At 66.5% G+C, this 12,526-nt stretch carries 13 protein-coding genes; 3 read left to right on the forward strand and 10 right to left on the reverse strand.

Going from position 1 to position 12,526, the window contains the following annotated elements:
- Nucleotide 1: 1 nt before the first annotated feature.
- The gene (locus B9C43_RS29900; RefSeq protein ID WP_084430252.1) at nucleotides 2-349 is read right to left on the reverse strand and encodes a hypothetical protein; all 348 of its coding nucleotides are present in this window, start codon (nucleotides 347-349) and stop codon (nucleotides 2-4) included.
- A gap of 32 nt (nucleotides 350-381) precedes the next feature.
- A complete protein-coding gene (locus B9C43_RS29905; RefSeq protein ID WP_235038912.1) occupies nucleotides 382-891 on the reverse strand; it encodes a DUF1360 domain-containing protein in 510 nt (169 codons plus the stop codon).
- A 78-nt stretch (nucleotides 892-969) separates the two neighbouring features.
- Here B9C43_RS29905 and B9C43_RS29910 point away from each other — a divergent pair, with 78 nt between their 5' ends.
- The gene (locus B9C43_RS29910) at nucleotides 970-2,103 is read left to right on the forward strand and encodes a VanZ family protein (RefSeq protein WP_143446677.1); all 1,134 of its coding nucleotides are present in this window, start codon (nucleotides 970-972) and stop codon (nucleotides 2,101-2,103) included.
- Here B9C43_RS29910 and B9C43_RS55810 read toward each other — a convergent pair.
- The gene (locus B9C43_RS55810; protein ID WP_268811596.1) at nucleotides 2,018-2,527 is read right to left on the reverse strand and encodes a GNAT family N-acetyltransferase; all 510 of its coding nucleotides are present in this window, start codon (nucleotides 2,525-2,527) and stop codon (nucleotides 2,018-2,020) included. The genes B9C43_RS29910 and B9C43_RS55810 overlap by 86 nt on opposite strands.
- Nucleotide 2,528: 1 nt before the next feature.
- Nucleotides 2,529-4,562, reverse strand: a complete 2,034-nt coding sequence (locus tag B9C43_RS29920; RefSeq protein WP_143446679.1) for a transglycosylase domain-containing protein — start codon at nucleotides 4,560-4,562, stop codon at nucleotides 2,529-2,531.
- A gap of 229 nt (nucleotides 4,563-4,791) precedes the next feature.
- Here B9C43_RS29920 and B9C43_RS29925 point away from each other — a divergent pair, with 229 nt between their 5' ends.
- Complete coding sequence (locus tag B9C43_RS29925; RefSeq protein WP_033391206.1) at nucleotides 4,792-5,895, forward strand: AIR synthase-related protein; 1,104 nt, start codon at nucleotides 4,792-4,794, stop codon at nucleotides 5,893-5,895.
- Nucleotides 5,896-5,917: 22 nt separating this feature from the next.
- Here B9C43_RS29925 and B9C43_RS56905 read toward each other — a convergent pair whose 3' ends face one another.
- The 6 genes from B9C43_RS56905 to B9C43_RS29950 all read right to left on the reverse strand — a co-directional run bounded on the left by B9C43_RS56905 (nucleotide 5,918) and on the right by B9C43_RS29950 (nucleotide 11,489).
- Complete coding sequence (locus tag B9C43_RS56905; RefSeq protein WP_160096772.1) at nucleotides 5,918-6,073, reverse strand: hypothetical protein; 156 nt, start codon at nucleotides 6,071-6,073, stop codon at nucleotides 5,918-5,920.
- A 53-nt stretch (nucleotides 6,074-6,126) separates the two neighbouring features.
- Complete coding sequence (locus tag B9C43_RS29930; protein ID WP_160096774.1) at nucleotides 6,127-7,386, reverse strand: outer membrane protein assembly factor BamB family protein; 1,260 nt, start codon at nucleotides 7,384-7,386, stop codon at nucleotides 6,127-6,129.
- Nucleotides 7,387-7,477: 91 nt separating this feature from the next.
- Nucleotides 7,478-8,053, reverse strand: coding sequence for a PadR family transcriptional regulator (locus B9C43_RS29935; RefSeq protein WP_033391212.1), 576 nt, complete (start codon nucleotides 8,051-8,053; stop codon nucleotides 7,478-7,480).
- A gap of 27 nt (nucleotides 8,054-8,080) precedes the next feature.
- Nucleotides 8,081-9,505, reverse strand: a complete 1,425-nt coding sequence (locus B9C43_RS29940) for an aldehyde dehydrogenase (RefSeq protein ID WP_084430256.1) — start codon at nucleotides 9,503-9,505, stop codon at nucleotides 8,081-8,083.
- Nucleotides 9,502-10,821, reverse strand: a complete 1,320-nt coding sequence (locus tag B9C43_RS29945) for an MFS transporter (RefSeq protein WP_084430257.1) — start codon at nucleotides 10,819-10,821, stop codon at nucleotides 9,502-9,504. Before B9C43_RS29945 ends, B9C43_RS29940 begins: the two co-directional genes overlap by 4 nt.
- Before the next feature lie 14 nt (nucleotides 10,822-10,835).
- Nucleotides 10,836-11,489, reverse strand: coding sequence for a class II aldolase/adducin family protein (locus B9C43_RS29950; RefSeq protein WP_084430258.1), 654 nt, complete (start codon nucleotides 11,487-11,489; stop codon nucleotides 10,836-10,838).
- A gap of 117 nt (nucleotides 11,490-11,606) precedes the next feature.
- Here B9C43_RS29950 and B9C43_RS29955 point away from each other — a divergent pair, with 117 nt between their 5' ends.
- Nucleotides 11,607-12,506: a VOC family protein gene (locus B9C43_RS29955; protein WP_084430259.1), complete on the forward strand. Its 900-nt coding sequence runs from the start codon at nucleotides 11,607-11,609 to the stop codon at nucleotides 12,504-12,506.
- The last annotated feature ends 20 nt before the right edge of the window (nucleotides 12,507-12,526 follow it).

The raw sequence follows: 12,526 nt of genomic DNA on the forward strand, positions 1-12,526 counted from the left end.
GTCACGTCAGAGCGGCAGTCACCCCGCACAGCACAGCCCAGGTGGTGGCAACCGCGACGACCTTGAGCCGACGGTTCCGGTCGGTCAGCGTCGCACCGAACGCGACCGCGTCGGTCAGGTCCGCAGCGGTCCGTGCCCACAGCACCGAACGCAGCGCCGGACCAGGCCGCGCGAACAACATTCCCAGACCGAGCGCGGTATCCCGGCCACCGATCGATCGGATGAGCACATCGGTGGCCGACGAGGCCGGTAACCCGGCCGGCTTGGCCAGGAGCTCCGGTTTGACCAGGAGCGCGGCACTGTAAGCGGCGGTCACCGCGCCGAGAAGGCGGGCTGCTGTCACGGTCATTGGCACTGAGTACCCACGCGACGGCCTGGAAATCAGCCGGTCTCGCCGGATGCTTTCTTCAACGCGTCGTAGCCGAGTTGCAGGGCATCCGCCGCGGCGACCGAGGTGAGCACTGTGGTCGCCAGCCGGGTGATCCGCGGCGCGAAGACCATGCCCGCGGTCAGGCCCGTGGCGATCCAGATCGCCAGGCAGAACGGGCACGTCAGCAGTTCACCCACGGCGTGCCGTACGCCGTGGCCGCGAACGGACTCGTTCAGCTCACCGTCACCGGCGGGCTCCTCGTACCTGGTGAACGGCGCCCGCAACGGACTGGTGACCGCGTCTTTCGCGATCAGCCTGCTGGCCTTGTGGGTAGCGATGCTCAGCAGTGCCGTATCGCCGAAACTGAACCGCTCGGGCATGCGTTTTCCCAGCAGCCTTCCGGTGAGCGCGAGCGCTCCGGTGACTCCACCATAGACACTCAACGCACCCAGATAGCCCTGTAGGGGCCGTTCCTCTTTGCCGTTTTCGTACTGCCGTCGCACTTGCTCCAGTGTTCGCACCTGGCTCGGATACCCGATCCATCCCGCTTGATTCACGTCCAAGTTGCCGGGTTTGCGGCCGACCTGTATTACGTAACGGTGCTTTCTGCTGTGCTCGCGATCGTCGGCGGGTGTTTCCTGGCTGTACTGCTGTCCTTGCCGTTCGTGGTGGTGAGCTACCGGCGCCGTGGCGAGCTGGGGTTCGGCCGGATCGTGCTCGCGGTCGGTTTTGTGATCTACGCGCTGGCGATCGCGACGTACACTTTGCTGCCGTTGCCGCAGATCAACGACACATGGTGCGTTCAGCACGCGGCGTTCGCCTCCCCGCAGTTGAACCTCATGCAGTTCCTGGCCGACATCCGCCATGAACAGCGTGGCACGAGCGTGAGCGCCTACCTGCACAACCCCGCAGTCCAACAGACGGTCTTCAACATCTTCCTGTTCGTGCCGCTGGGTATGTTCCTGAAGGGGTTCTTCGGCCGGGGTGCGGCCAGCACCATCACCATCGGGTTCGGGGTGTCCCTGCTGGTCGAGTTCACCCAGTTGACCGGCAACTGGTTCCTGTTCCCGTGCCCGTACCGGCTGTTCGATGTGGACGACCTGATCACCAACACCCTCGGCACCGCGGTGGGTGTGGCGTTCGCGCCCCTGCTCAGGCCGCTGGCCGGGCATGTTCCGACCGCTCCGCCGACCGCGCCGCGGCCGGTGACCGCGTGGCGCAGGCTGCTCGGGATGCTGCTCGACATGATCTCGGTGTACGTGGTCGGCGGATTCCTTTTCGGCACCGTCAACGTCGTGATCATCTACGTGTTCGGCGGCGCGGGCATCCAGCAGTCGTGGTGGACCACGGCCCTCGTCCTGTGGGTGCCCATGTTCTTTTTCCTGGTGTTGCCGTCCTTCGGCAAGGACGGCGCGACGGTCGGTCAGCGAGCCGTGCGCCTGGCCCGGGTCCGCCGTGACGGTCGCCCAGCCGGTGCACGGGTGGTGATCGCCCTGCTGACCGGAAGCACCGGCTACTTCCTCTGCACGGGACTGGCTTCGGTCGCGCCGGTGTTCAATTGGTTCGCGTTCCTGTTGGTACTGGGCGCTTTCGTGCTTGTGTGGCCGCGTCGGCACCGCGGACTGTCCGGACTGGTCTCCGGCTTGTCTATTGTGGATTCACGGGATCATCGCGCAACCGGCTGTACAGCAGACCGTCCCGCCACTGACCGGCACGAAACTCGCACGCCCTGACCACGCCTTCCAACTGGAAGCCCGCCTTCTCCAACGCCCGCTGCTCGGCGATGTTCTCGGGGTGGGTACCAGCCTGGATTCGTTGCACCGGAGTGTGTTCGAACAGGTAATCGCACAGCATCGCCTGCGCCCGCCAACCGAAGCCTTTGCCGCGCCATTCCGGGAGCAACACTATGCCGATCTCCCAGTAATACGACGAAGGCGTGTACGACCCTTTGCGCCAGCCCACGTTTCCCGCTGCCACACCATCGACGTCGACGATCAACCTGCCGCCGTCGGGGCCCAGAAAACCGTCTTTGGCGAATCGCCGTGCGGGCTCCTGTGCGTCGTGGAAGCCACGCCAGTCAAGACCGACCAGGCCCGGTTCCAGTAAATACCGCCGGAACATGGCCAGGTCGGCTTCGGTTACCGGTCGTAGGTCGATGTCATCTCCCCAGAATGGCCTGCATCGCCTTGAAGTACGGCGGTGCGGCCACTGTACCGCCGAACGCGCCGTGCCCGCAGGAACCGATGTGGACCGGGGTTCCGGGGCAGAGCTGGCCCGGTTTGTTGCCGTCCGCGAAGACCAGCGACGACACCGCGTACCTGTCGACACCGCCGACGAACGCGACCGACTGGTTGGTCTGCGTGGTACCGGTCTTGCCGATGTCCGGACGCGTCCAGCCCGCGGCATGAGCGGACGCCGCGGTCGTACCGCTGACGGTGTCCTGGCTCAGGCCGGTCATCAACGTGCTGGCCACATCGCTGGAAATGGCTTGCTCGCACCCGGAAGCCTGGTAGCTGACGGGATTTCCGGCCGCGTCGGTCACCGACAGGACCGGTGTCGGCGCGCACCAGATACCGCCGCTCATCAGCGTCGCGGGCACGTTGGCCAGCTCCAACGGGCTGACCGGGCTGTTGCCGAGCGTGAAGGACGGCTTGTCCTGGAAGTACTGCGTCTGCGACTGGTTGCGCTGCGGGTCGTTCGAGTTGGGGTCGGGTTTCTGGCCGGCGGCGTTGCTTTGCATGGTCGTGCGCAGACCGAGCCGCGACGCCATGGCGACCACCGCGGGCACGCCGACTTGCTGCTCCAGTCCGACGAACGCCGTGTTGGGCGACGTGGCAAGGCCGTTGGTCAGTGAGATGGGGTCGGAGTAGTTGCCGTCGTTGTGCACGGTGTAGCAGTTGCGGTTGCCGGGCACGGGGAAGCATTGGCTGGGCGGGTTCGGCAGTTGGGTGTCGAGTGTCGCCGTGCCGGACTCCAGTGCTGCCGCGGCCGTGAAGATCTTGAACACCGAACCCGAACCGAACGGGTCGCTCACCTCGGTGACCAGGTTGCGCGTGGTCTGGCCCTGGCTCGCATCCGTGCCGAGGGTGCGGTTGGCCACCAGTGCGAGGATTTCGTGTGACGTCGAGCCTGGCGAGACGATGGCCATCGTGTTGGCGACACCGGGTTGCTTGGTGGGTACGTTGGCGTCGACCGCGTTCTTGGCCGCCGCGCTGACCTTGCTGTCCATTGTGGTCTTGATGGTCAGCCCGCCGTTGGTCAGCTGCTCCTGGCTGATCCCGGCCTGCTGCAGGTACGTCAGTGCGTACTGGCAGAAGAACCCGGCGTCCGGTTGCGCGCTGTAGCACGTGCTCGACGGCACGTTCGGGCCGGTGACACCGAGCGGCGCGGCCTTGGCCTGCGCCGCGGTCTGCGCGTCGATGGCCTTGTTGGCCAGCATCGCGTCGATCACCATGTCACGCCTGTGCTGCGCGTTGACTGGCTTCGTGTACGGGTTGAAGGTCGTGGGGTTGTTGACCATCCCGGCCAGCAACGCCGCCTGCGGCACGGTCAGTTTGTCCGCTGTGGTGCCGAAATAGGCGCGGGCAGCGGCTTCGACGCCGTAGATCTTGCCGGTGAACTCGACGACGTTCAGGTAGTCGGTCAGGATCTCGTCCTTGGACAAGTGCTTGTCCAACTCGATCGCCGACCGGGCCTCGCGCATCTTGCGGGTCAGGGTGTCCGCGCGGTCGGCGGCCTGCGCCGCCGGGTTGTCCTTGTCGGCGACGTTGATCAGGTAGTTCTTCACCAATTGCTGGGTGATGGTCGAGCCGCCCTGGTGGTCACCGCCGGTCGCGTCGGAGATCGCGGCACGGGCCACGCCCTTCGGGTCGATCCCGTGCTCCTGGTAGAACCGCCGGTCCTCAATGGACACAACGGCGTTCTTCATCGCGGCGGAGATCTTGTCGCCCGTGACGGCGATCCGGTACTGGTCGAAAACGGTGGCGATCGGGGTGCCGTCCCGGTCGGTGACCGTGGTCACGCCGGGCAGATCCTTCGATATCGACGCCGGGGCGATCCGCACGACGGAATCACTCACATCGGCGGCGACAACACCCGCGCTAATCGTCACTGGGGCCAGAATTCCGGCGACAAGACCACCGGCGGCGGCACAGCCGCCAAGAAGCTTGAGGAGATTTCGACTAGCCGACACCAGATCGAATGTACGCCCCGCTGACCAGGCAGAATGGACGAAGCGCGCATTACGGAGAGCCTGGATCACGCCCTGTGCCGGGTGACTCCGGTCACTGGTTCGGGTATCAGCGGCAAACCGCCTGGTGGCAGCGGGGCGATCACCCCATCGGGGGCACTAGGGTGAGAACGCCCCGGCGGAAATCCCGGCGGGCCCACGGAGCCGATTTTTCGACGAGGTGTGACGAGAAGTGTCCAACCTGGGTGAGTACCAGCGCGCGGGCGTCGACTATTCCATTCTGGACAAGGTCAAGCGGGACGCGGTGCACCGTGCCGCGGCCACGAGTGGCCTGCTCGCCGGGCACGGCGCCGAGGAGGTCAGCGGCTCCCGCGGCTCGACCGCGTACGTGTTGAAGGTCGGTGGTCTCACCCTGGCCACTGTCACCGAGGGCCTCGGCACCAAATCGGTCATCGCCGAGGACTACTTGGCACTCACCGGCGAGAGCCGGTTCGCGGACGTGGCGGTGGACGCCGTGGCCGCGATCGTGAACGACGTGATCTCCGTCGGCGCCAACCCAATGGTGGTCACCGCGTACTTCGCCACCGGCGACGCGGCCTGGTACTCCGACGAACGCAAATCACTGGAACTGTTGGCAGGCTGGCAGAAAGCCTGCGAGCTGTCCGGCGCGACCTGGGGTGGCGGCGAGTCGCCCGCGCTGCCCGGCATGCTGACCGGAGCGGGCATCGAACTCGCCGGCAGCGCGCTGGCCCGGGTGCCCGACGGCCGTGAACCGGTCTTCGGCGACGCGGTCACACCCGGCGACAAGATCGTCGTCCTGCCCAGCTCCGGCCTGCACACCAACGGCTCATCGCTGGCCCGGCGCATCGCCAGCCAGCTCCCCGACGGCCTGCGGACGAAGCTGCCGAGCGGCCGTGACCTCGGCGCCGCACTGCTCGACCCGTCGGTGCTCTACCCGGCATTCGTCCGTGCGCTGCTGGATTCTCCGGTGCAGCCGCACTTCCTGAACCCGATCACCGGCCACGGCCTGCTGAAGATGATGCGCTCATCGACGAACGTCCGGTACGTCCTGGACACGGTGCCCGAGGTCCCCGAGGTGCTCGAGTTCCTCGCCGAGCAGGCGGGGATGTCGGCCGCGGAGTCGTACGCCACCCTGAACATGGGCTTCGGCTACGTCGCGGTCGTCCCCGCCGACGACGCCGACAAGACCGTCGAGATCGCCCGCGCCGCCGGCTACGACGCCATCGTCGCTGGTGAGGTCGTGGCGGGCGACCGCTCGGTGTCCGTGCCGTCGCTGGGCATCGAGTACCAGGACGAGGAATTCAAGGTCACCTGATGGCTGGCCGAGCCTGCGGCGACTACCGCCGCAGGCTCGGTGGATAGCTGTCGAGGACGATGTAGTCCGCATCCGAGTTCGCCGCGCCGTCGATGCGGTAGTCGAACTCTCCGGTGGCCCATCGTGCGTAGGTCGGGCATTCGGCCTGTCGCACGTTGACGTAGCTGAACATCCCCATGCCGAGATGCAAGCACGTCCACGTCCGCCTCGGAACCGAGTTTCAGCCGGACTTCACTTCGTCGGTTTGTAGGTCGCGCCCTTGTACACCGCGAGGTACTTGTCCACCATCTCCGGGGCGACGCCGGGAGCATCCGGCGCGTCCTGGCCGGTCTTGGCATCAAGGGCGACGGGGGCGTTCGCGCCGGTGCCGTAGACCAGGCCGTGGTAGGCGGCGGTGACGGAGGGCGGAACTCGATCCGCCGTCTTCGTGATCTCCCACATCGGCTTCTGGCCGATCGAGTTGACGTCGAACGCGAACGTCCGCTCACTCTGGCCGTCGCACACGATGGTCGAGGTCTGGTCGTAGAAGCACCTCATCCGGTAGCCCGCGCCGAACGACGTGTTGATCGGCAGGCTGTAGAGCGACTTGCCGCTGGTCACGTCGATCAGGTCGAACTGGTAGTCAGCCGTGCTGTAGACCTGCCTGCTGCTGCCGATGATCTTCGGTGCGAGGGGCATGATCTCGGTGCCGTAGCCGCCGAGCGGAGTTGACCACTTCTGTGCGCCGTCAGCTTCGGCGAGGCCGGTCAGCGAGCGCTGTTCGCCGATGAACGGTTTGCCCCCGTTCCCGACGACCACGCCGCTGTCGAGGTCGCCTGCCAGGAACTGGTCCTTGTTCCACCGCACCTGGTGCGTGCTCGCGTCGACCACGAATGTCTGGCCGATGCTGGCGTCGTTGCTGTAGTACGTGACCACGACGGAGGTGTCGCTCACACCGACCACAGTGGTCTGGCCGTCGTTGGTGTTGCCGGGGTCTTTCACGGTGACGTCGATGGTCGTCGTCCAGTCCGGTTTGCCGGACTTGGCGTTCACGGCCACGAGTTCGATCACCGGGCGTGCGGGCTTGGTTCCCTGTGCGGGCGCCTTGCCGCTGAAGGCCGCGTAGACGCGGTCCTGGTGGGCGAACGGTGCGATGGTGGCGTCCTGGCCGGAGGCGGTGACCGTCGCGGGCACTGCCCACAATGGATCGGCGGTGATGCCGTCGAACGCGTTCAGGCCTTTGTCGTCGACGCTGTAGACGTTTCCGTCGTGCAGTGCCGCCCTTGGCTTGTCGCGGTCGAAGAAGGTCCCGTCGGGGAACTTCGCCTCCGTCTTCTCGAACACCTTCGGCGGGTCGAACGCCTGCCGCGGCGGCTTCGGCGCGCTGGTCGCCGTCGGGGCCGCCGGCGTGTTCGGTGTGGACTGTCCTGTTTGGGCGTCGTTCCCGCTTCCGCAGCCCGCCAGCACAGCCGCGCCCAGCACAACACTCAAACCTGTCCGCAAGCCTCGCATGCACATTCCCCGGTTCGTGGGACACCGTCAGCCGGATCGTATGAAATCCGGCTTTCAGTCGCCGTCCGAAACGCTTGCGGTTTTCTTGTGGTCAGTCCTCAGTGAGCAGTCGCTGGCCTTCGCGCGCCCATTCCGCACGGGTCCGCGCGACCGCCGCGACCCCGGCGAAAACGTGGGCTTTCAGCCGGGCGATCCGGTCGTGTTCGGCCGGATCGCGCCGGGTCAGCCGTTCCTTGAGCAGCATGGTGTCCTTGTTCAGCAGCCGTTGCCGGTGCGCCTCGGCCTCGGCCGCCGCCTTTTCCTGCTCGGTGATGAACTGTTCGAGCACGGCGTGCGCCTTCTCCGCGTCGATCGTGTCGAAGTTCAACGCCTGCACCAGAAACGGGTCGCGTGGCGGCGACGGATCGTGCGGTGTGGACAGCCACCGCTCGAGTTCCTCGCGCCCCTGGTCGGTCACGCTGTAGACGGTCCTCGTCAGCTTCGGCCCGCGCGGTTCGTCGTCGCCCGTGATCAGCCCGGCTCGTTCCATTCTGCGCAGCGTCGGGTAGATCTGGCTCTGCGGAGCGGCCCAGATCCACGCCGTCGAGCTGTCGAAGAACTGGACCAAGTCGTATCCGCTCATAGGGCGTGCCTCCAACACTCCCAAGAGCGCGTGCTGCAGCGACATATGGAGATCCTAACCAGGTTGTGGTGCTTAGCCCGTGATGTTCATGGTGACGGTCTTCGGTTCGGTGAAGAACTCGCGGCTGAACGCGCCACCTTCCCGGCCGACCCCCGAATCACCGACACCGCCGAACGGTGCGCGCAGATCACGGATGAAGAAGCAGTTGACCCAGACGTTCCCGCTGCGCAGAGCGGCGGAAACGCGGTGTGCTCGGTGCAGGTTCTCGCTGAAGACCATGGCCGAGAGACCGTATGGCGTCGAGTTGGCCAAGGACACGCCTTCCTGCTCGGAATCGAACGGCGTGACCGTGACGACCGGGCCGAAGATCTCGTCGGTCTGCACGGGAGCGTCAGCCGGAACGTCCGTGAGCACGGTCGGCCGGATGAACCAGTCATGGCCGTGTCCACCTGTCACGACCGTGGCACCGGCCAGTTTGTCCTCCTGCAGGTACCCGCTGACCTTGGCGAAATGCTTCTCGCTGGCCAACGGGCCCAGCGCGGTCTGCTGCCGCGCCGGGTCGCCGAGCACCATCGCGTCGGCGGCCGCGGTGAAGCGGCTCAGGAACTCGTCGTACACGCCACGCTGCACAAACAACCGGGATCCGGCGAGGCAGACCTGGCCGGTGTTGCCGAACGCGGCCCGGATCGCCCAGTCGGTCGCGTTGTCCAGGTCGGCGTCGTCAAATACCAGGTTGGCGCCCTTGCCACCGAGTTCGAAGCTGACCGGGGTGAGGTTCGCGGCCGCCGCCGAGGCGATCGCGCGGCCGGTCAGCGACGAGCCGGTGAAGGTGATCCGGTCCACCCGCGGGTCCTTGACCAGCGCCGCGCCCGCGTCACCGAAGCCAAGGACGACGTTCAGCACGCCCTGCGGGATGCCTGCCTCCAGCGCCAGCCTGCCCAGGATCGCCGCGGAATGCGGCGTGTCCTCGGCGGGCTTGAGCACGACCGTGTTGCCCCAGGCCAAGGCCGGGGCGATCTTCCACGTCGCGAGCATCATCGGGAAGTTCCACGGCGAGATCGCGGCGACCACACCGGCGGATTCGTAGCGGGTGTACGTGTGATGCCCGGTGTCGCTCGGGAACGTCTCGGCCAGGCTGAGCCGCGCGTGATCCGCGAAGAACCGGATGTTCGCGGCCGACCGCGGCACGTCGTGCCCGGCGACCACGGCCTTCGGCTTGCCCATGTCGCGGCTTTCCGCCTCGGCCAGCTCGTCCGCGTGCTGCTCGATCAGGTCCGCGAACTTATGCAGCAGCCGCCCGCGCTCGGCGAAACCTAGCCGTGGCCACGGCCCTTCGTCGAACGCGCGCCGTGCGGCCGTGACAGCGGCGTCGATGTCACCGTCGCCGCCACGGGCGACCGTGGCGTAGCTCTGCCGTGTGTACGGGTCGATGTCGTCGTAGGTGGCGCCGTCGAGCGAGTCGACCTCTTCGCCGCCGATGATGTGACGGATTTTCATGCGGTGCGTTCCTTCAGTTCGGTGTTGATGGCTTCGCGGAGGCGCTCACCGGCCAGCGCGGGGGACAGCGGGACCAGCGCTGCCGCGACCAGTCCGACGACCGCGACCGAGGCGAACAGGTAGAAGTTCCACTGGAACCCGGCTCCTGAGGCGATCACGAGACCGCCGACGACCGGGCCGAGGATCGCGCCGAACCGGCCGACCCCCAGCGCCCAGCCGATACCGGTCGACCGGGCGGTGACCGGGTAATAGCGGGTGACGAACGCGTTGATCAGGTTCTGGGTGCCGATCGTGCCGTAGCCCGCGATCGCGACCAGGATGTAGATCGCGGCGATGTTCGGGCGCGTGGCCAGGGTCGCGATGCTCACCGCGGCCAGCAGGAACGAGATCACCAGCACCGGCTTGGACCCCACTCGGTCGGCCGCGCGGCCACCGATGATCGACCCGATGATCGAGCCCACGTTGAACACCAGCAGGAAGCTCAACGCCGAGCCGAGCGGGAAGTTGGCCTGGCGCATGATCTGCGGCAGCCACGTGTTCATGCCGTAAACCATCAGCAGCGCGCACAAGCTGGCCAGCCACAGCAAGACGGTCCCGGCGCGGAAACCCGGCCGCGCCAGCTCACGGATGCTGCTGTACCACGAACGCTTCTCCGGCCGGGCGACCTCGGGTACCGCGACACCCAGTCTCGCGGCGAGCGCTTCGGCTTTGGCCGTTTCTCCGCGCAGCACAAGGTATTCCAGCGACTCGGGCAGATAGCGCAGCGCGAGCGGGACGATGAGCAGCACAGGGGCGGCGCCGATCAGGTACATGGTCTGCCAGCCGACCGCGGGGATCAGCGGGATCGCCAACGAAGCGGCCAGGATGCCGCCGACCGCGTACCCCGACTGCATGATCGTGTACGTCACGTTCTGCTTGCCCCGTGGGGCGTATTCGACGACCAGAGCCGCGGCCGTCGGCATCAATCCGCCAAGCCCGATACCGCTGAGGAAGCGCAACAGACCGAATATCTCCGGCGACGGCGCGAAGGCGCACAACGCGGTCAGTGCCGAGAACCACGTGACGCACGCGATCATGGTCCAGCGCCTGCCGAGCCAGTCGGTCACGGTGCCGATCAGCAGTGCGCCGATCAGCATGCCGATCAACGCGTAACTGCCGATCCGGCCGGCCTCGGCCGGGCCGATCTGCCATTCGGCGAGCAGCGACGGGACGGTGGTGCCGAACACCACCAGGTCGTACCCGTCGAACGCGACGGACAGGCCGCACAAAGCTACGACTGTCCACAGTGTCTTGTTGGGTGTCCTTCCAGCGACCATGGTGGAAAGCCCTTTCAATGGTTGAGGTAGTCCCAGATCCGGTCGAGGAGCTCGGCTCCTGTCTCGAACCACGCGTTCTGTTCGTCTTCGGTGAGTGCGACGGGCATCAGGCCCGCGGCCGCCGCGGCGAGGGTGATCCGGCAGGACTCCTCGAGGATCCACATCCGGGCGACCGCCTCACCGACGTTCCTGCCGACCGTGACGGCGCCGTTTCCCCTGAGAACACAGGCGTATCCGTCGCCGAGGGTGGCAGCGAGCTCCTTGCCGAGCTGTGGTTCACGGATCAGCCGTGCGTTCTGGAAGACCGGCACGGCCGGGCCGAGCAACGCGCCTTGCCCGTGCAGGGGAGGGATGGCCGACAGCGCGGCGGCGACGGCAGAGGTCGACGGCGGCTGAGCGCGGCAGATGGCGCCGACGTCCGGGCGAACCTTGGCGATGGCGATGTGAATCCAGGCTTCCCGGGGGACGCCGGCAGGCAATTCACCGACATTGATATTGATCTCGGTGAATTGATCGTCGGTCGATTCACCGAGCGGGCGCGGCGGTGTCAGCAGCAGCCTGTCGTCGTCTATACGGGCGCTGACGTGGCCAAACGCATTGACCAAACCGGCTCGGTGCAGAGCTCGTCCGGCGGTGGCCAACTCGGTGGAGAGCTGCGCGATGGGCATGGCCGACATCCTGCCCTGTATCTGTATACATGTCAATCTATTCTTGACAGATATACAGATACCGGTATGGTTCTAACCATCGATCTTTCCTGATCCCCGACGAAGCGGAGCTCCGCCGTGATCGAGCTGCAAGACATCGCCTACGTGCGCTCGGGTACCGCCGACATGACCACCGCCGTGGACTTCGCGGTCGACGTGGTTGGCTTGGAGCTGGTCGACCACAGCAACGGGCATGCGTATCTACGAGCCGACAGCCGCCATCACTGTCTCGCGTTCGTCGAAGGCGAGTCCGGTGTGCTGTCCACCGCGTTCACCCTCTCCGACGAGGACGCGTTAGCCGCGGCGGAATCGGAGCTCGAAGCCGCGGGCGTCAAGGTCAGCCGCGGTGAGCGGGCCGGGGCGGCGGCCCGGCACGTGCGGGACTACCTGGCCTTCGAAGACCCGTTCGGCAACGTGGTCGACCTGGTCATCGACCAGACTCAGCTGTCTCGTCCGGTCCGGTTCGGCCGGACCGCGGGCATCACCGAGTTCGGGCACCTCTGCGTGGACGCGCCGGATGTGCGGGAGGCGTACAAGTTCTGGTCCACGCTGTTCAACGCGAAGGTCTCGGACTGGATCGGCGAGCTGGCGTGCCTGATGCGGATCGACCCGGTGCACCACAAGCTCGCCGTGTTCAAGGGCGACGGGCCCGGCCTGTGCCACATGAACTTCCAGGTCTCCTCGATCGACGACGTGATGCGCAGCTGGCACTTCCTGACCGAGCGCGGCGTCGAGATCGAGATGGGACCCGGCCGTCACCCCCAGTCCACCGCGATCTTCTTGTACTTCAAGGGACCTGAGGGCCTGACATACGAATACTCCTACGGCGTCCGCAACATCACCGACCCGAACTGGAAGCCGCGCTACTTCGACCCGGCCGAGCCGGACGCGATCGACATGTGGTGCGGAACGACCAAGCGGCCAGGCACCATGACGCAAATCCCGGTCAGCGTCGAGCCACAGGCGCACGGACTATGAATCGACCCAGGCTCGGCACA

Source organism: Kibdelosporangium aridum (assembly GCF_900176515.1).
GTDB lineage: Bacteria > Actinomycetota > Actinomycetes > Mycobacteriales > Pseudonocardiaceae > Kibdelosporangium > Kibdelosporangium aridum.

Excerpts from the sequence above, each read along its gene's own strand:
- B9C43_RS29950 (WP_084430258.1), bottom strand. The coding sequence starts at position 11,489 with ATGCCCATCGCGCAGCTCTCCACCGAGTTGGCCACCGCCGGACGAGCT.
- B9C43_RS29930 (WP_160096774.1), bottom strand. The coding sequence starts at position 7,386 with ATGCGAGGCTTGCGGACAGGTTTGAGTGTTGTGCTGGGCGCGGCTGTG.
- B9C43_RS29900 (WP_084430252.1), bottom strand. The coding sequence starts at position 349 with ATGACCGTGACAGCAGCCCGCCTTCTCGGCGCGGTGACCGCCGCTTAC.
- B9C43_RS56905 (WP_160096772.1), bottom strand. The coding sequence starts at position 6,073 with ATGGGGATGTTCAGCTACGTCAACGTGCGACAGGCCGAATGCCCGACC.
- B9C43_RS29945 (WP_084430257.1), bottom strand. The coding sequence starts at position 10,821 with ATGGTCGCTGGAAGGACACCCAACAAGACACTGTGGACAGTCGTAGCT.
- B9C43_RS29935 (WP_033391212.1), bottom strand. The coding sequence starts at position 8,053 with ATGTCGCTGCAGCACGCGCTCTTGGGAGTGTTGGAGGCACGCCCTATG.
- B9C43_RS29940 (WP_084430256.1), bottom strand. The coding sequence starts at position 9,505 with ATGAAAATCCGTCACATCATCGGCGGCGAAGAGGTCGACTCGCTCGAC.